The 18,365-nt window shown below is 61.1% G+C and carries 12 protein-coding genes; 5 read left to right on the forward strand and 7 right to left on the reverse strand.

Features of this window, described 5'->3' with window-relative positions:
* Nucleotides 1–78: 78 nt before the first annotated feature.
* On the reverse strand, nucleotides 79–882 hold the full coding sequence (locus tag V6M50_RS12655) for an AraC family transcriptional regulator (protein ID WP_332818926.1): 804 nt from the start codon (nucleotides 880–882) through the stop codon (nucleotides 79–81).
* A 369-nt stretch (nucleotides 883–1,251) separates the two neighbouring features.
* Between V6M50_RS12655 and V6M50_RS12660 the strand changes: the two genes are divergently transcribed.
* Entirely contained in the window at nucleotides 1,252–2,103 is an 852-nt protein-coding gene (locus tag V6M50_RS12660) for a VOC family protein (RefSeq protein WP_332818927.1), read from the forward strand.
* Between the two features lie 30 nt (nucleotides 2,104–2,133).
* Nucleotides 2,134–2,577 (forward strand): putative quinol monooxygenase, encoded by a 444-nt coding sequence (locus V6M50_RS12665; protein WP_332818928.1) that lies wholly within the window; start codon nucleotides 2,134–2,136, stop codon nucleotides 2,575–2,577.
* Between the two features lie 521 nt (nucleotides 2,578–3,098).
* Here V6M50_RS12665 and V6M50_RS12670 read toward each other — a convergent pair.
* Both V6M50_RS12670 and V6M50_RS12675 read right to left on the reverse strand, forming a co-directional pair.
* Nucleotides 3,099–3,500, reverse strand: a complete 402-nt coding sequence (locus tag V6M50_RS12670; protein ID WP_332818929.1) for a nuclear transport factor 2 family protein — start codon at nucleotides 3,498–3,500, stop codon at nucleotides 3,099–3,101.
* Nucleotides 3,501–3,590: 90 nt separating this feature from the next.
* Complete coding sequence (locus V6M50_RS12675) at nucleotides 3,591–4,643, reverse strand: SDR family oxidoreductase (RefSeq protein ID WP_332818930.1); 1,053 nt, start codon at nucleotides 4,641–4,643, stop codon at nucleotides 3,591–3,593.
* A 110-nt stretch (nucleotides 4,644–4,753) separates the two neighbouring features.
* On the opposite strand from V6M50_RS12675, the gene V6M50_RS12680 reads away from it, so the two are divergent.
* Both V6M50_RS12680 and V6M50_RS12685 read left to right on the forward strand, forming a co-directional pair.
* Nucleotides 4,754–5,344, forward strand: a complete 591-nt coding sequence (locus V6M50_RS12680; RefSeq protein WP_332818931.1) for a TetR/AcrR family transcriptional regulator — start codon at nucleotides 4,754–4,756, stop codon at nucleotides 5,342–5,344.
* Between the two features lie 749 nt (nucleotides 5,345–6,093).
* A complete protein-coding gene (locus tag V6M50_RS12685) occupies nucleotides 6,094–7,122 on the forward strand; it encodes a LacI family DNA-binding transcriptional regulator (protein ID WP_332818932.1) in 1,029 nt (342 codons plus the stop codon).
* 117 nt (nucleotides 7,123–7,239) lie between these two features.
* Here the strand turns inward: V6M50_RS12685 and V6M50_RS12690 are convergent, their stop codons facing one another.
* Entirely contained in the window at nucleotides 7,240–10,170 is a 2,931-nt protein-coding gene (locus V6M50_RS12690) for a TonB-dependent receptor (RefSeq protein WP_332818933.1), read from the reverse strand.
* A 332-nt stretch (nucleotides 10,171–10,502) separates the two neighbouring features.
* Between V6M50_RS12690 and V6M50_RS12695 the strand changes: the two genes are divergently transcribed.
* The gene (locus V6M50_RS12695) at nucleotides 10,503–13,028 is read left to right on the forward strand and encodes a glycoside hydrolase family 3 protein (protein ID WP_332818934.1); all 2,526 of its coding nucleotides are present in this window, start codon (nucleotides 10,503–10,505) and stop codon (nucleotides 13,026–13,028) included.
* 233 nt (nucleotides 13,029–13,261) lie between these two features.
* Here V6M50_RS12695 and V6M50_RS12700 read toward each other — a convergent pair whose 3' ends face one another.
* The 3 genes from V6M50_RS12700 to V6M50_RS12710 are packed head-to-tail and all read right to left on the reverse strand — an operon-like array spanning nucleotide 13,262 to nucleotide 18,197.
* Nucleotides 13,262–13,720, reverse strand: a complete 459-nt coding sequence (locus tag V6M50_RS12700; RefSeq protein ID WP_332818935.1) for a cupin domain-containing protein — start codon at nucleotides 13,718–13,720, stop codon at nucleotides 13,262–13,264.
* Nucleotides 13,721–13,771: 51 nt separating this feature from the next.
* Nucleotides 13,772–15,361, reverse strand: coding sequence for an aldehyde dehydrogenase (NADP(+)) (locus V6M50_RS12705; protein WP_332818936.1), 1,590 nt, complete (start codon nucleotides 15,359–15,361; stop codon nucleotides 13,772–13,774).
* A gap of 13 nt (nucleotides 15,362–15,374) precedes the next feature.
* Complete coding sequence (locus V6M50_RS12710; protein ID WP_332818937.1) at nucleotides 15,375–18,197, reverse strand: TonB-dependent receptor; 2,823 nt, start codon at nucleotides 18,195–18,197, stop codon at nucleotides 15,375–15,377.
* Nucleotides 18,198–18,365: the final 168 nt, after the last annotated feature.

Raw genomic sequence — 18,365 nt, forward strand, 5'->3', positions numbered from 1 at the left:
GTGGGCGCCGGATTTGGCCGCTTTCGGACGGGCAGCTTTCAGGTTCAAAACGGCGAGCAGCTGACGTTCGCTGGCGCGTTACCGAACGCTGTGGCGGTATTGAAGGGGAGTTACGCCATGGCAACGCCGGAACGCGGTGGTCATGTGAGCCTGACTCGAAAAGCCGCACACAAGCACAACATCGACAAGCCGATCGGCGGTATTTCTCAGCAGCGCGCTGGCGCGTTCGACCCGCCGTATCAATATGTAGGAATGGGGCGAAAGACCTACGGTTTCGTGAAAGCGGCGGGCAAAATGATAGATACTCATGCCCGCGACAGCGGCAAGCGATGCCAAGCGCAGATCCCGGTCGATATGCCCCTCGATATAGTCGACCACGCGGGCAATTCCGCGTGCAGGTAACCTGCCAAACCGCGCGGTGCCGCTTCGCTCGCCGTGGCTCGACAGCCCCCGGACCAGTGCCTCGGCCAGGATCAGCGCCCAACTGTCGAGCAGGAGGTTGGTCGGCTCGATCAGCAAAGTCGAGTGCCGAATACGCTCCATCTTCCGGTACAGCTGCGCGTCATGCACGTCGGCGGGCATGCGGATATGGTCGTGGGTCAGTTCTTTCTCGAACATCGCCGCACAGACCATGGCCATGAGATCGAACGGCAGATGGAATTGCGTGAAGCTGACGGGTTGTTCGAAGCACCATTGTGCGCCCTCGAAAGGCAGCATCGAGATGATACCCGAAGGCGCTTTGTCGCGCCACGCCGTCGCGGCGCTCGTCCTGAGAGACGCGCTCACGAAATTGGGATCGCCGACCTGGGGCGAGTCCTCTACCGTCGAATACCAATCGCTCATCTTGAGCGATGTTGCGGTGTCGGCGCCGATGGTGCGCACCGGCGCAATCAGATGGTCGGTCCAATAGACCGGGACATCGCGGGAGTAAGCGGCGCGATACGCCGAGAGGCCGGGACCGCCATCCTCGCGCGGGTCGCCGTGACCCGAGTGCTTCCAAGCCTCATCGAACCTCAACCGCCCGCCCTCCGGCTGGCGCGCCGCATTTTGCGACCCGCGGTGAACACGAACATTCCGGGGCGACCCGCTGGGAAAAATAGCAAGATTCTGAAATACGCACCAGCCACCGGGGCCGCATCTCATTGCAGACATTTTTTGCGCGCGGACCCTTTCCGTCGAGCCCCGGGGGCAACGCGTCCGTGGGCAAGCGGCGCTTACAAGGCACGGCGGGCAAGAGCAGGGAGACGGAAAATGGGCGAAGGTGCGGGACGAAGTTCGGATGGCGTCGATCGCAGGGACGCGCTGAAGACTGCGGGCGCGGTGCTCGCGGCCTCGATGACCGGCATGTCGGCGTCAGCCGACGCGCAAGGGACGCGATCGGCCGCGTCCGCCAAGCCCGACAAACTCCCCCTCGGCCTTCGCCTGCAGGGCGTGCAGCATTTTGGCCTCACGGTGCAGAATATGGAGCGTGCCTTCAGCTTCTACACCGAGGTGCTCGGCGGAACGGAGGTGATGCGCGACGGCGATTTCCAAGGGGAACGCATTCACAATACGCTTCTGACCGGCCAGGAAATCGAAGCGCGCACGCGCGGCGTCAACCCGCGCACCATGGGAATCCCCGATCTTCGCGGCGGCGCGCAAAGGCTCGACGTGCGGTTCATCCAGTTCGACAATGTCGTGATCGAGCTTCTGCAATATCGCGATGCCGACCAGCCGATGGGCGGGCCGCGTGCCTTTGCCGAGCCGCTCGATCATATGAGCCCCGCCTTTCCCCGCATGATGCACATCTGCTTCCACATCCGCGACGACGTCGATTTCAACCGCTTCATCGCCGATCTCGAAGCGGAATCGGCGCGGCGGGGGATGACACATGTCCGCGCGAACCGCGTTCTGCCCGTCACGAGCGAGGACGAACGCCGCGCTGCCCCGCTCGGCGCCAACTCCAACCCGATCACAGAAGGCAAGTCGGATGGCTGGCGGCTGATTTACTGCACGGGATCGGAAGGCGAGCAGCTTGAATTCGTGCAGGCGCTGGGTCCGGTGAAGCGCACCTTCGACGGAGCGCTCGAAGCCCGGCGTAAAATCGTCGCAGCGGCGCGCTGAGCGGAGAGCAAGCCAGGAAGGACTTGAATCATGTTACGAAAGTTTCTGTCCGGTATCACCATGGCAGCGTTGGGGGCCGCGGCATTTTCATCGGCATCGGCCGTCGCGCGTGACACCGGCGGGCTGCGTTATGCCGATGTTCCCATCGACGCATACGCGGTCGTTGCACAGGTCCGCGCCAAGGCGGGCAAGGAGGATGCGCTGCGAGCTATCACCTTACCGCTCGTCGAGAAGGTCCGCGCAGAACCGAATAATCTCCTCTATTTTCTGCAGGAGAGCCGCGAGACCCCTGGGCATTTCATCTTCTATGAAATCTTCGCGACCCAAGCCGATTTCGAAGCCCATAATCAGACGCCGCACGTGCAATCATGGTTCGCGCGTCTGCCCGAGCTGGCAGATGGCGGCGTGACTGTGACGCGCATGGCGATCCTTGGAAACATCGTGCGGCACGTTGATACGAAAGCCGCGGACTGAATCGCCGCTGCTCTCCTGAGCGGGCTACCGAATTCCGTCCAGTCGATGGAGCCCAGCAAACTTGACGTCGCGACCGCAAGCCATTCCGCCGACGGCGAACTGGTAAAAAATTAAAGCCGAAGGTGACGAGGCCCGAGGCGGACAATCTGGCTCCCCTATTGCATTAGTGGCCGCTTTCGACCGGCGGCTTTGAGGCGCAAATCCAAGATAACCGACATTCGCCGGCTTCTAGCGCGGACAATGTGAAGCGACCGAAGCAAGACGTCCAGAAATGGTAGTCGCATATCCAGAAGCAGTCGTTCACAGCGTTCGGACGGCTGCAACAATGCCCCTGTCGACGATCGGCACCAACATCGATCTTTGTAGAAGGTTCCTAGATGGGCCTCTTTTACCGATGGCGGCGCCTCGACCTCATCGGTTGGCAGCCGTTATCGATAACCTGTGCGCCGCAACGTTGGTGCTTTTCGAACAGCAGCGCTTCGATCCGTCGAAAGCGTCGCTATGGCCAGCAAGACTTCCCGCTAATTGATGCTGGTCGCCTGTGACCAGACGACCAGCCATTGTCCATCGCGACGCTCATAGACATCGGTGTGCCAATAATCATGGAGAGGGACTTTGTGGCCGCCGAAGATGACTTCCAATTGGGCGCGATATCGAATGACCGCCCCATTGGTGTATAGGCGCACAGCGATGTCGGCGGGCTCCCACGTCAGGTATCTGATTTGCCCGGACGCAATCGCACCCAGATATTCTTCCTTTGAAAGCGTGGCACCGATCGGCGTTATCAATTGAAAGTCTGGAGCATGAAGCTGTCGTGCCCGAACAATATCCGCGCTGACGAGGGCGTGCAGTCTGGTGCGTTCCGCTTCGCGAAGAAGGTCGGCGTCATTGGTCGTGCAGGCGGCGGCCGCAAAGAGTGTCATGCGTATTCTCCATTTGGAAACGAGAGATCGCTCGATCTCCGGCTAGACGGTCACTATGCGCGGGCAGAAGTGCTTGAGAGCATGGTGGATTCAGATTGCCGGTGCGCGCACCAATCCCAGGTCGATGAGGCTTTGGGCGCTCGCGCATATGGCCTCCTTCTCCGGGCGCGAGCGCCAGTTCAGGACGCGCTGGGCTTTTGCTGCACTAACACTCAGATCTTGATTGAGTTCGTGGACGATGGTTCGTGCGTCGGGGTCCGATTGCGCGATGGCCTTTACGACCTCATCGGAAATTTCGCCTGACGGAAGCCGGGCGCCGTACTCAGGAAAGCAAGCCGCAAGAATGGCCACCAATTCCTTGAGCCAGAAGAATCGCCCCCCGACAATGAAACGTTGGCTCTTCGCCGCGGGATTGGTCATCGCTCGAATATGGGCGTCTGCGACATCGCGCACATCCACAACAGAAAAGCCGAAGCGTGGAATACCCTCGAATTTTCCTGTCATCAGATGGTGGACCAGGCCGACGGACGTCCCGAAGTTCTCGCCTAGTAACGGCCCAAGGATCATGCTCGGGTTGATAACCGCCAGGTCGAGGCCAACCTTCTCCGCAAAGATCCAGGCTGCCCGCTCGGTCAGGGTCTTCGACTTGTAGTAGGGCGTCGCCCGTGGGCCTTCCGGGTCGGTCCAGTTTTCTTCGGTGAAGGGCGCCTGCCCGTCGCCATGATTGGTGGCGGCTATGGAGGAGGTGAGCACCACACGCTTGACGCCTGCGCGGTGCGCCGCGTCGAGCACCCGCAACGCACCGTCACGAGCCGTCTGGATCAACGCATCCTCATCTTCGGGAAACCCTGGAGGAAAAGGTGACGCCGTGTGAATGACGTAGCTGCATCCTTCGACAGCCGCAGTCCAGCCATCTTCGCCGTCGAGGTCGGCCTGCACAAAGCTGAGGCGCTCCAGAGCATCCTTGTGGGTATGAGCGCCAAGCTGCCTATGTACGGCATCGCTCCTGCCAATGAGGCGCAGGCTGCCTCGAACCCGATACCCTTGCTCAAGCAACTGCAAGGCGATGTGCCCGGCGAGAAACCCGCCAATGCCTGTCACCAAGACCGCTACAGTTGTGGGATCGTCTTTCGCCGTGTTCATCGAATTTCCTTGTGACCGCGTCCGGGCGGCTCCGCCAATTAGACACTTATGCAATTCACGTCTAATTGTCTTTTGACAAGGTGAACTCAGAGTGTCAATATGTCCACAAGATGCAAGCCGAGCAAAAAATAACGCAGATTCTGGACGCGGCTTTGCCCGTGTTTATACGCTTTGGCTTCCGCAAGACCTCGATGGCGGACATTGCGCGCGCTGCGGGAATCTCGCGCGCCTCGCTCTATCTGAGCTTCAACAGCAAGGAGGAGCTGTTTCGGGCCGGATCATTGCGAGCGCATACCCGGACACTGGATGAAGTGGCATCAGTGCTGGCGGGCCAGGGGAGTGCCTTAGACCGGATGGAAATGGCCATCATGGTCTTTCAGCGGGAGTTGATCGCCCCATTCGGCGGCAGCACCGACGCAGAAGAATTGTTTGCTGCCAACATGGCATTGGCCGCAGATATCACGCTCGACGCGCGGACAAAACTCTTGAGCATGCTGACGCAGACATTGATCGCCGCCGCAGAGGACAAGGAAATCGATCTTGAACCGCTGCAGGCCCCGCCCACGCAAGTGGCCAATATCGTTGTGGCTGCAATGGATGGGATCAAACACGTGCAAAAGGACGGCTCCAGCCTTGAGGACGACACAAAGCTATTCATGCGCCTCCTGCGGGCGGCCGTGACGTCGAGGACCAGCCAGTAGGCGCGTTTGCGCCCCTTCGAAGCTACGGGTATCCGCTTTTAACTGTCAAACAATCGGGGCGGTCGAGCCGACACCGGCCACGTATAGGCAATCGGATCAACGTCAATTCTGTCGGCGCTCGTCCAAAAAGAATTTTTCGCTTCTGGCCGCTTTCCGCCGGTCCGCTTTTAGATTGAATCCGGCAAGATCGGACATTTGTGGCGTTCCGAGTGAGCTTGTCCGCGAGGCGAAAGTCTATCGGGCGCCCCCGTGCGAACGAATTGCGCGCGCTATTCGGTACGCTGCGTGCGACGCGCGCGCCGCTGGATCATGAAGAACGACGACCTTCATCTCTCATCCGTGAACATCGGTACGATAGAGCATCTTTTGGCGCTGTCGTACAATTATCGGTCGGCCCGCGACGCTATCCGCGCCGTGCGACCCAGGAGAGCTCTTCCTTTCAGGAAACAGAGATCTTCATCTGACGCCCGCCCGGTTTCGATCGGGCGGGCGTCTTTTTTTGGCGCTCCGTCCAATCGCTGCTCGAACCGTTAAAATAGAGCTGACCACCGCCGACCCTTATTATGCCGCTGCGGCGGAGCTCGCGCCGGCTTTGGCCGATTGCGGTCAGACAGCTTGGAGATCTGAAATCGTGAAAGCGGACATTTCCGGATGCATGCATCCACACCGACCAGCCCATCAAGTCGGGCCTCCGCGAGGCAGTAGCGTCCAATTGACAACGAAGGACAATTTCGCCACGACCTGAAGGCATGGCTCACGGAGAAAAACGCTCGACAAGCATTGACGTCGCCAAGCTGGCTCAAGTGTCACCTAAAAGCGTATCGCGCGTCTTCAATAATGAACCGCATATTTCGCCCGCGTTGCGTAAAAAGGTGCTCCGCGCGGCCAAGGAACTAAATTATCACCCCAATGTCCTCGCACAGGGCCTGGTCCGGAGACAATCCTACCTCATCGGTTTGATCTATGAAAAGCCGAGTCCAAGCTATGTGGTCGAATTGCAGCGAGGCGCGCTCGAACGATTGCATGGCGGACGCTATCGTCTGATCGTGCTGCCCGTGGAATCGGTCATGGACCGTCCGCTCGAAGTGGTCAGCCTCGTGCGCTCCGCAGCATTGGACGGCGTCATCCTCGCACCGCCGGCGTCGGACCATCCCGACATTCTCGATGGACTTTTGGATGCGCGCATTCCCTTCGCCCGGATCGCGCCCCAGTCCAAGCTTGATGTCGGCCTGTCGACGGCAATGGACGATGTTGCAGCCGCGCGCGAGATCGCCGAGCATGTCATCGGGCTTGGGCACCGGACGATCGCGATCATCCTGGGCGATCCGGTCCACGCCGCCAGTTCCCAGCGCCTGATCGGCTATCGTCAGGCATTCGACGCCAACGGCCTGCCGCCGCTTCCCGATCTGGTCGAAACCGGCGATTTCAGTTTTGAATCGGGATATGAAGCGACCAAGCGCCTCCTGTCACGCAAGCTGCGGCCGACCGCCATATTGGCACAGAATGACGATATGGCGGTCGGTGCCATGTCGGCGGCACGCGAATTGGGATTCGATGTTCCCGCCGATCTGACCGTCGTCGGGTTCGACGATTCCGAAATCGCCCGCGTCGTGTGGCCGCGCCTCACGACGATCCGCCAACCGGTCATGGAAATGGCCAAGACCGCGACTGACATGCTGCTGCGCGAACTGGCGGGCGATGATCCCGGCGGAATGGTCATCCATGCGCATCAATTCGTCGATCGGCTGACCGCCGCACCGCCGCCGGCTTTATCATAGCCTACACCGCTTGATTGAGGTCGCGTTCGACGGGCCTCGGTGCAACATGCGTATCGGAGAAAAGGACAGCGGCCCTTCACGAGAAGAGCCGCTGCCATGTTTCGGCGGGCGCCGAAATCAGAAGTTGAATTTTACCCCGCCGTAAATCCGCCGCGAGCCCGATTCATAGCGGAAGGGCAATTCGGGGAATTGCAGGTATGTGCTGGCATTTGCCTTGGTGATGTTGATCGCCTCCGCAAAAACCTCGAAATTGTCGGTGAGTTTGTAACTGATCTGGCCATCGAGCTGGCCATAGGATTTTTGGTAGATCCCCAGATTGCGCGTCGTAGCCCCGTCGGCGAACCCGAAATTCCCGAGATATTGCTTCGAGCGCCAGCTGTACGAAGCTCGCGCGGCAAAACCATATTTCTCGAAATATATCTGGCCGTTCGCTGAATGCTTCGACACGCCCGGCAAAGGCAGCTTGTTGCTGAAATCGGTGCTGAAGTCGGTGCTTGTGTCCGAAAAGGTGTAGTTGGCGGTAAAGCCCAAGCCGAAGTCGAGGGCATATTGCGCCGCGAGTTCGAACCCTTTCACCCGGCCGCCCGATCCGTTCGCGGGCTGCGACACGGGCCCCAACCTGCCGCCGCCTTGGTCATTCACAAAAACGGCAACGGTTTCGTTGACGATGAAGCTGTCGACTTCCTTCCAGAACAGGCCGGCGGACAAAAGTCCTTGGTTGCCGAAATAATGCTCGAAGCCGAGGTCGAATTGATAGGCGCGGAACGGATCGAGCTCGGCGTTGCCGCGGCTTCCGTTGGTGAATTTGAACAGATCGTCCGCCGGGTCGCGTGTAAATTGAGTCGCAAAGCCCTGCCCCAACGAAACAAGCGGCTGGCGGGCCACGACACGCGCTGCCGAAAACCGGACTTTATCGCCTTCGCTTATGTTGAAGACCGCATTCACGCTGGGCAGAAAGTCCGTGTAGCGGCGAACGACCCTGTTCGTGGTGAAATCGCGCAGGACGCCGTTCCAGCTGTCGGTTCCCCAATAGCTGGGATCCGCGCTGGCCGGCTGGTTTTGATCGATCGTCAAGCTGGTGTTGACGATGCGAAGGCCGACGTTGAGGTGATAGGGATCGTCGAGCCCGCCCATGTCGGCCATCACATATCCCGACTTCGTCTCCTCCTTGACCCGATAGGTCTGCAAGGGGTCGGCAAAGAAAGTGAACGGCGTGTCGGGATAGAGCGACTGAATCCATTGGAGGGCGTTGGTCATCTGCGACCGGTCGGCCACAAGAACCGTATCGCCCGCAACATGGCCACCCCCTGCAAAGTTTTTGATCGCCTCGACGCGCTCGGGGTTGCTGGTCAAGGTCTGATAAGGCGTGATTAGTGCCGGCGAATTACCGAAGCGAGTGCACCCGGCAAAGGCCGCAGGCTTGTTCGCTTCGGGCAGATCGCAAATCTTGTAACCAATCGCCCCATCCTGGAAATAGCCGTAGGGCGTCCAGTTGTACGAGAAGCCGGGAACCCGGTTGGCGGCTGGAATGGCGGTCGCATCGAGTTCGCCCTTGCCGCTATAGTCGGCGAGATAGCGGCCCGAGGTGAAGTCGACCGTTCGCTGGCCATAGCGAAAGCCTGCACTCAACGTGATCGTATTTGTATCGCTGTTGTCCACGTCATAGCCAAAGTCGGCGCGGATCGAATGCCCTTTGATGTCGGACCGGTCGCCAAAGGCCCAGTGCGATTTGAAGAAGCCATAGGCCGGATTGCTGAACAGGTCTTGCGGGCTGCCCGGTGCGATGCCAAAGCTCGGGAAATCACCGTTCTTATAGGTGAAATCGAAGGTCGGCGGCGCCGCTGTATTGGGTATGAACCCCGGCTGCGGCCCCGACGTTCCCGGACCGCGCACGCCATATTCGGTGTAGCGCACGTCATTGTTCGCGACTTCGCGGCCCATCTTCGACGATGAATAGTCGGCCATGATCGATGCACGGAAGTTGGTGTCATTGTCCCAGTCGATCCCGAACTGGAGATTGTCCGACTTGATCTTCGAGACATCGACGAACGAAATGGCCTCAGCCGATTGCGCGCGCACGGTTCCGTCGGTCAGGACGCCGTTCTCGTTGATGTTGTAGCTTCCCACCAAGCCCTGCGATTCGCCCTGCCCAAACGGAAATTTGACCGAAGCCTCGCGCGTGTCGATCTTCAGATCCGAATGGAAATATTGCGCGCTGACCTCAAGCTCGTCGGTGGGCCTGAAGTTCACCCCGAGCGACGCGCCCCAACGCCGGCGATACTGGTCGCGGTCGGTGATATAGCGATATTCGGGTGCATAATAGTTGGTCGGGACGGTCGCGGTGTCGCGGCGCCCCCCGGCAAAGGCCCAGTTGCCGCGATTGTCACCGCCCAAAGCGTTGACGTGCGTGTTGGTCTGCTCATAGCTGAACGACGCGATGATCCCGAGACGATCGTTGAAATTATAGCCCAGAACCGCCGCACCCGCAGGCTTCCATCCGCCGATCTCGCTGCCCTTGCTCATCTTGAAGTTGCCGGCGACCGTCAGGCCGTCCTGTAAATCGAGCGGATTGCGGGTTTTCAAATTAACGATGCCGCCGAGACCGCCTTCGAGCAGCGAGGCATTGGGCGACTTGAAAACCTCGATGCCGCCGATCAGCTCTGACGGCACGCCCTCGAGACTGTCGTTGCGGTTATAATTTCCCTCGCCAACCTTGTAGACTTCGAGTCCGCTGACAAAGAGCTCGCCGTTCAGCAATGTCACATTCTGCTCAAGGCCGCGGATCCGGACCTTTGAACCCTGTCCATTCTCGCGATCGATCTGGATGCCGGGAAGGCGTTGCAGGGACTCGGCAACATTCTGGTCGGGGAATTTCCCGATATCCTCTGCCGTCACCGATTCGATGATCAGGTTGGAATCGCGCTTTGCGTTCAAAGCATTCTCAAGCGATGCGCGAAAACCGGTGACGACGATTTCGCTTTCCGTACCTTCGCCGGCGACCTGTTCGGACTGCGCAAATGCAGGCGAAGCGGCGAATCCCAGTGCCAAGACCGAAGTCGCAGCAAACAGCATCCCCCGGTGGCTTAAAGTCCCGCTGATCATTTCCATCCCTCCCAAACCGCATCTTGGCGTGCGGACATGAACATCTTTTTCACGCGGGGCGGACCGACTCAGCGAGACCCGACAAGCAGACTCGGAGCCGCATAACCCTGCGCTCCATTTTTGTTGCATAGTCTTGTCAACGTTGTCAAATAATGTTTGGAAATTGCCGCCATATGGACGATTATCCAATCTATTCCTGTCAAGGTTGACAGATAAATTGGATCGCAAAATGGCAAGAGCCGCGACGCACGGGAGAGGATTTTATGCCATTTAGAACAATGCTATATACTGCCGCGTTTTCGCTAACCGCTGCCTCGACCCCGCAAGCGCTGGCGTCGCAGAACGACGCCGCTTCCGTAAACCCGTCAGGCGCGGTCGATACCGGACAATGGCCAGAAGTCGCCTATCCGCGGATCGTCACGGCCGATGGCGAAGCCCATGTCCAGGCGCTGCTGGCCAGCATGTCGGTGGAACAGAAGGTCGGGCAAATTATCCAGGCCGATATCGGCAGCGTGACGCCCGAAGATGTGCGCAAATTTCATCTGGGTTCGGTGCTCAACGGCGGCAACTCGGGGCCAGGCGGCAATGATCTTGCTCCCGCGCGCGACTGGCTCGCCTTGGCCGACGCCTTTTACGCGGCATCGATGGATCACGCGCCCGGCGCGCCGGCGATTCCGGTCATGTGGGGCACCGATGCCGTGCATGGGCATAGCAATATCGTCGGCGCCACTCTGTTTCCTCACAATGTCGGGCTGGGCGCCGCGCGCGATCCCGGGTTGATCGAGCGCATCGGCCGCATAACGGCGATAGAAATTCGCGTGACGGGTCAGGAATGGACCTTTGCGCCGACGGTCACCGTCCCGCAGGATTATCGCTGGGGACGCGCCTATGAAGGATATTCATCGGACCCCGCGCTCGTTGCTTCCTACGTCGGCAGCATGATCCGCGGGTTGCAAGGACCGCCATCGACCGCGCCCATTCTTGCGGGGCCGCATGTTGCCGCAAGCACCAAGCACTTTCTCGCCGACGGCGCCACCGTGGACGGCAAGGATCAGGGCGACGCGACCGTTTCGGAGCTCGAATTGCGCCTCGTTCACGGAGCGCCCTATATTCCCGCAATGGAAAATGGCGTGGCCACCGTCATGACCAGCTTCTCGAGCTGGCAAGGCGTGAAGATTGCCGGAAACAAGGGGCTGGTCACCGACATATTGAAAGACCGGATGAACTTCGGCGGTTTTGTCGTCACCGACTGGAACGCGCACGGGCAGGTTGCGGGCTGCAGCAACGCCAGCTGTCCCGTCGCCGCCAACGCCGGGATCGACATGTTCATGGCCCCCGACAGCTGGCGCGCCCTTTACGCAAGCACGCTGGCCCAGGTGAAGGATGGCACGATTCCGATGGAACGGCTCGACGACGCCGTGGCGCGCATCTTGCGCGTCAAGCAGCGCCTGGGCCTGTTCGAGGCGGGCAAGCCATCCGCGCGCGCCTATTCGGGCCGCTACGACCTGCTCGGCGCACCAGAGCATCGGGCTGTGGCACGCGAAGCGGTTCGCAAGTCGCTCGTCCTTCTCAAAAACACCGGCGTGCTACCTCTCAAGCCGCAGGCCCATATCCTCGTCGCGGGCGACGGCGCCGACGACATCGCCCGCCAGTCAGGCGGCTGGACCTTGAGCTGGCAGGGCACGGGGCTGGACAACAGTGATTTTCCGGGGGCAACCTCGATATGGCGCGGCATTGAGCAACATGTCGCGGCAGCCGGGGGCAGCGCCGAACTCGCGCCCGACGGCCAATTTAAGCGACGACCCGATGCGGCGATCGTCGTTTTCGGCGAAACGCCTTATGCCGAATTCCAGGGCGACATCGCCTCGCTCCAACTACGCCCCGAGTTGCGCCGCCCGTTTGCGACGGTGCGCAAGCTGAAAGCCGCAGGAATCCCCGTGATTGCCGTCATGATCACCGGGCGGCCGCTTTACGTCAACGAGGCACTGAATGAGGCCGATGCCTTCGTCACCGCCTGGCTCCCGGGATCCGAGGGGACCGGCGTCGCCGACCTGCTTTTCGCCAGCAAAGTGGGCGAAAAGGCCTTCGATTTCCAAGGGCGCCTCCCGACCGCTTGGCCGGCGACGGCAAGACATGGCGGGCCAACGCTGTTTCCTTTTGGCTATGGCATGACCTACGCTGACGGCCCGCAGCCATGGCACGCGCTTTCGCAGGACAGTCAGGTCGCAGACGACGGTAGCGGCGCGGGTGTCTACTTCGACAAAGGCCTGGCGACGGCCTCTTGGTCGCTGACGGTATCGCGAACCGATGGCGGCGATCCGTTGCGCGTGACCACGGTTCCAGCCACCGGCCTGTCGGGTCGGGCAACCATCAGTGCGGCCGATCATACGGTCCAGGAAGGCGCGCGGCAGTTCGTCATTGCCGCCGGTCCCGGGGGCACAGCCATCGAGATGAACGCGCAGAATGCCGTCGACCTGTCGCGAGAGACTAACGGCGACGTCATGTTGCTCGCAACCATGCGCCTCGATGCACCGCCCTCAGCGCCTGTTTCAATGTCGGTTCGTTGCGCCGGCTCGGCTTGCGGTCGTTCGCTTCGCATGCTCGAATTTTCGACACTGGTACCCGGACAGTGGCGCGTACTGGGAGTGCCGCTGAAATGCTTCGTAGCGGCTGGCGCTGACATGACACGTATCACCGCCCCATTTCGTGTCGACACCCGTGGCAGCCTGAATATTAGCCTGTCACGGATCGCCTTAGGCAGCGGCTCGGAAGCCGACGTCGTCGCGAAATGCGCCTTGGACTGACCATATTTTGTCAATGGTCCCAATCCTTTCGGTTGCCACGTGCCGCGCCCGCTCACGGAGGTGGATAATCAATGCGAGCGTAACAACGGACAGCATCCCGGCGCATATCGATCTCCCGCGACAGCGTAATAGTCTGGCGCCGGATCTGGCCGCAAGCGGTCGGGCAGCTTCTGGAAATCGAACGGCGCAAGCAAACATCGGGACCGCATCTCGCATCCAGTGGCGATACTCTATCAGTCGATGATATCCGCGAGTCCTGATGCTAAGTCGGCACGACGTTCGGTCCGGCCGCCTCTGATTTCCAGCTTGTTCGGATAGGCTATTATGAGAATCAGCGGTTCGTTCCCTGTCTGGCGGATGCCAACGTCAGCACCTTTGTAAAGCCAGGCCGCCATGCCAGGCCCCAGCCGCCGTTCGTCGCCGTCCGAGTGGACCGCGCCGGTGCCCGACAGCACATAATAGATTTCGTCATGGTCGATCGGGTGGATCCCGATTGCCGCCCCGACGTGGAGCGCGCGCTTTCTGAATTCAAAGCTGCGCGGCGCAGGAACCGCGTCGCTGATCCGCCACGCGGTCGATTGGCCGATCTTGCCGTGCGGCGCGGGCCCTTCCTGCACCGTATCCGCTTCATCGATGACAACCATCGGCATTGGTTGATTGCCCGCGAGGATCAGGGCGAGAATGATGCTCATGGCGCGCCTTCCCAAAGAATGAGGTTATGCTCGTCCGCAGGGAGTATCTGCCTAAGCATTGGGCTGCGTCGCAACGGCTGGCGCCCGCAGCTCGCCATCGATGCGCCTCGAAAGACGCCATGGATTGCCATCCCGAAGCGCTGGTGGCAGCATTTCCTCCGGAAGATTCTGAAAGCACACCGGACGCAGGAAGCGCGCGATCGCAAGCGGCCCGACCGAGGTCGACCGGGTATCGGACGTCGCGGGGAACGGCCCGCCATGAACCATCGCATGGGTTACTTCGACCCCCGTTGGCCAGCCGTTGACCAGACGACCTACTTTGTCCGCGAGCAGCGGCGATAATGCCTGCGCGGCCTCCATGTCGCCGTCGTCCATATGGATCGTCGCGGTCAGCTGCCCTTCCATGGCGGAGACAGTGGCCGCAACCTCGGCAAGGTCGCGGCAGCGGACGACGATCGCCGCGCTCCCGAACACTTCCTCGCGGATCGATGCATCCCTGACATAGGCTTCCGCCGTCGTGTCGAACAGCGCCGGAGCGCAGCGATTGTGGCTGGCGCCGTGGATATCCGAAGCGCGTTCAACCGCGGGATTGCGATCGAGCGCTGCTACGCCTTCGCGATAAGCCTCGGCGATGCCGCTGTTCAGCATCGTGGCGGGCTCTACACCGGCCAGGGCATCGGCCGCCGCGCCGACGAATATGTCGAGCGCAGGACCGTCGACCGCGACGATCGTTCCAGGATTGGTACAAAATTGGCCGGCGCCGAGTGTAAGGGAGGAAGAAAAGGCGCCGGCCAGTTCAATACCGCGACCAGCAAGTGCGCCCGGGAGGATGATTACGGGGTTCACGCTGCTCATCTCGGCATAGACAGGGATAGGTTCTTTGCGCTTGCGCGCGATATCGACGAGGTGAAGACCGCCCCCGCGCGAACCGGTGAAGCCGACCGCCTTGATCCGCGGATCGGCGACCAGCGCCGCGCCCAGCTCGTGCGATTTGCCAGGCAGATAGGAAAACACGCCCTCGGGAAGGCCGCAGGCGGCAACCGCCTTTTGGACGGCCCGCGCGACGAGCTCGCCCGTTCCGGGATGGGCGCTGTGTCCCTTGACAACCACCGGACAGCCGGCGGCAAAGGCCGAAGCGGTGTCACCGCCCGCGACCGAAAAGGCGAGCGGGAAGTTGGACGCGCCGAAGACCGCGGCGGGCCCGACTGGCCGGTTCATCCGCCGCAACGCAGGGCGCGGCGGAACGCGTTCGGGCAGCGCGCTGTCGAGCGTCGCGTCGAGCCAGTCGCCCTGCCGCACGACCGATGCGGATAATTGCAATTGACCGATCGTCCGGCCGCGCTCGCCTTCCAGACGCGCGCGCGGCAAGCCGGTCTCCGCCATAGCGGTTTCGATCAGAACATCGCCGATCGCGGTGATGGCGTCGGCCACCGCTTCGATAAAGGCAGCACGCACGGTGGGACCGAGCGACCCGAAAGCTTCCGCAGCATCCGCAGCGAGCGCGCAGGCGTCGGCGACGTCCTGTGTGCTCGCGATACTGAACCCGGGACCGACGACAGCGCCGGTTGCCGGGTCATAGGCACGGAAACTCTCCTCGCTCCGCCGCGTCCCCTGCCCGATCAATATGCTGCCGTCGATCACCGATTGCCTCCAATTACAGGCTGTAGCGCAGGCCGAAATTGAACTGGCGGCCGCTGTGGGTGAGCACGTTCAGGCGGTTCGTCTCGTCAACAAACTGATCATTCTTCTCATCGGTCAGGTTGATCATTTCGAGGCTGAACTTCAGCCGGTCGTTCACATTGTACGAAAGCTGCGCATCGAAATTCAGCGTGCTGTTGGTGCCGTTCCACGCATTGCCCTCGGTTCCCGGGACCGCAGTCAGATATTTGGACCGGTAGGAGGCCGATCCACGGATCGAGAATTTCGAATCTTCGTAATAGAGCGTCGCGTTCGCCGCTTGTTTCGACAGGCCCACCAGCGGCGCACGGACCGAGGTGCTGCCGTTCGCGGCGGTCAGATATTCGATATTCGAGCTGACATAAGTATAGTTTGCGAGCACGCCGAAGTTCGAGAGGAAGCCGTCGAAAAAAGTAAACGGCTGCTGGATGTTGATCTCGAAGCCCTTGAGCTTGCCGCCACTCGAATTCACCGGCTGGCTGACGATGAAAACGTCGGTCGGCGATGCGGTGGTGCCGGTCAGCAGCGACGCCGGCAGGCCGAGATCGGCAAAGGGCACCGAGGTGCTGAGCGACTGAACGAAGGTCCCGATGTCCTTGTGGAAACCCGAGACGGCATAGATCGCCCCGGGGGTCGGATACCATTCGATGCCAACGTCGAGGTTCGTCGAGGCGGTCGGTTTCAGGTCGGGGTTGCCCGAGCTGAAGCTGCGGTTGCCGCCCGACACGTTAAGGTTGCCGCCCGGGGTCAGCGACGCGATGCCGGCGCGTGCCATCGTCTTGGCCGCGGCGAAGCGCACGAGCAGATTGTCGGTGACGTCGAACACGAGGTTCGCCGACGGCAGCCAGCGATTATAGGACCGGTCCGCCTCGACCAGGTTGATGGCCGCGCCCTGGCTCGCATAGCCGGTCGAGCTTTGCTTGGTATCGACATAGCGCACGCCAACATCGCCGCGCAGCGGGAAACCGGCGCCCTCGAGGTTGAATTCGGCCATGCCCCAGGCGCCGATATCCTTTTCCTCCACCGTGATGAACGAGCCGCGCGCGGTGGCATTTTCGATGCCGCCGGTCGCATAGGTCGGATTGCCCGACGCGTTGATCGCCGCGAGGAAGGACGGCAGGTCGGGGACCAGCCAGCTGGTGATCGTGCCCGACGGCAGGTCGAGGCCGCGGCCGAAACCCGAATAGACGGTGGTGAGGCTGGCCAGCTGCGCGGCGGTCAGCGGCGTGACGACGGTCTCGCCCAGCAAACGGCGGCTCTCGGTCGAGTCATAGGTGAAACGGCGCCAGTCGACGCCGGCTTTGAGCGTGAAAGCGTCGCTCGCCTCCCACGCCAGCGCGCCCTTGGCCGTCGCAAAGCTGTTGTCGACCGTTTGCGGGCGGATGCGGACTTCCGATGTGCCGTTGGTGAACGCGAAGGTCGCGGGGTTGGTGACGTCGACGCCCGGCTTGATCGTCGGGAAACGCGTCGAGAAATCATAGAAGAAGCCGTTGGTATTAGCGGCATCGATCGTGACCGTCGTCTGCACCGGGTTGCGGAACGCCGATTTCGAATAGCCGACGAGACCCGTGAATTTCAGCTTTTCGCCGAACTCCTGCTCGATGTTACCGGTGAGTTGGTGGAAGTCGGTCTTCAGCACGTCATAGCGCGACTGGGTGCGCAGATCGACGTTGTCGAACGTGCCGCTGATGATGTTGTTATTCTCGTCGACCACCCCTGAACGGATGATTGTCTGCGGCTTGCCGGTGCCCGAGCGGCTGAAGCTGATCGCCTGGAACTGGCTTTCGGCGCGGGTGCCGTCGAGGCGCGAATAGAGGCCGTCGATCGAGATCAGCGTGCTGTCCGCCGGGCGGAACTGTACCGACACTGCGGCGCCAAGACGCTTCTGGTTGATGTCGTAGCTGACGAGGCCCGGGATGCGCGGATGGAATAGCGCGGTGTCGAGATCGGTGCTGTTGTTGATCTGGGCGGCCGTATAGCCCGGCAACGTCGAGAGCGGGCTGAAACCGCCATTGAAACCGCCATGGGTCCAGCGCGTGATGTTCGCGCCTTCTTCGCGCAGGCGGCGCTCTTCATAAGCCAGCGACACGAGCACGCCGAAGGCTTCTTCGGGGTTCGAAACGGTGACCAGGCCCGAAAAGCGCGGCGTCAGCTTGCGCGCGAGATCGTTGTAGCTTCCCTGGACGGACAGCACCGCGGTCGATTTTTTGAAATCGAAGGGACGCGCGACCTGGAGATCGACCGTCGCGCCCAGAGATCCCTCCTCGACATCGGCGCTCGCGGTCTTGCGAACCGCCAGGCTGTTGAACAGGTCCGACGAGAAGATGTTGAAGTCGAAACCGCGGCCACGGTTGACGCCGCCCGAATTGTCGGTGCCGCCGCTGGTGCCGATCGCTTCCATGCCATTGATGCGGACACGCGTATATTCGGGGCCGAGGCCGCGAACCGAGATGTTGCGGCCCTCGCCATTCACGCGGCTGATCGCGACGCCCGGAATACGCTGCAGCGATTCGGCGAGGTTGAGGTCGGGGAATTCGGCGATGTCTTCGGCCTTGATCGCGTCGATCGAAGCGGTTTCGTTGCGCTTCATATTCAGCGCGCTGGTCAGGCTCTGGCGAAAGCCCGTGACGATAATTTCTTCGCCGGCACCCTCTGGGGCGGCCTCGGTAGCGTCGGCAGATTCGGCCGGCTGGGAAGCGGCAGCATCCTGCGCTTGGGCGGCGGCCGGACATACGAGCGCCACGGCTGCAGCCCCTGCAAAAAGGCCGACCTTGATGTTGCGCGGTGCGGAAGTTGCCATCGGTAATCCCCTCTCCTGCTTGCCGTCGCGCGGCAAGTCGTGCGGTTTGAATACAAAAGGGCTAACGCCAGAAGACCCCATAAGGCCAACCTCAATACGGCATGGATCATTGCCGATCGCGCACCGATTTCGCAAAACGGCGTATCCCGATCGCGATCCAGCCATGGA

Origin of the sequence: Sphingopyxis sp., from assembly GCF_036675685.1 — a bacterium.
GTDB lineage: Bacteria > Pseudomonadota > Alphaproteobacteria > Sphingomonadales > Sphingomonadaceae > Sphingopyxis.

Bases quoted from the DNA above. Each gene is read 5' to 3' on its own strand.
- V6M50_RS12660 (WP_332818927.1), top strand. From the start codon at position 1,252: ATGGGCGAAGGTGCGGGACGAAGTTCGGATGGCGTCGATCGCAGGGAC.
- V6M50_RS12665 (WP_332818928.1), top strand. From the start codon at position 2,134: ATGTTACGAAAGTTTCTGTCCGGTATCACCATGGCAGCGTTGGGGGCC.
- V6M50_RS12670 (WP_332818929.1), bottom strand. From the start codon at position 3,500: ATGACACTCTTTGCGGCCGCCGCCTGCACGACCAATGACGCCGACCTT.
- V6M50_RS12675 (WP_332818930.1), bottom strand. From the start codon at position 4,643: ATGAACACGGCGAAAGACGATCCCACAACTGTAGCGGTCTTGGTGACA.
- V6M50_RS12680 (WP_332818931.1), top strand. From the start codon at position 4,754: ATGCAAGCCGAGCAAAAAATAACGCAGATTCTGGACGCGGCTTTGCCC.
- V6M50_RS12685 (WP_332818932.1), top strand. From the start codon at position 6,094: ATGGCTCACGGAGAAAAACGCTCGACAAGCATTGACGTCGCCAAGCTG.
- V6M50_RS12695 (WP_332818934.1), top strand. From the start codon at position 10,503: ATGCTATATACTGCCGCGTTTTCGCTAACCGCTGCCTCGACCCCGCAA.
- V6M50_RS12700 (WP_332818935.1), bottom strand. From the start codon at position 13,720: ATGAGCATCATTCTCGCCCTGATCCTCGCGGGCAATCAACCAATGCCG.
- V6M50_RS12710 (WP_332818937.1), bottom strand. From the start codon at position 18,197: ATGGCAACTTCCGCACCGCGCAACATCAAGGTCGGCCTTTTTGCAGGG.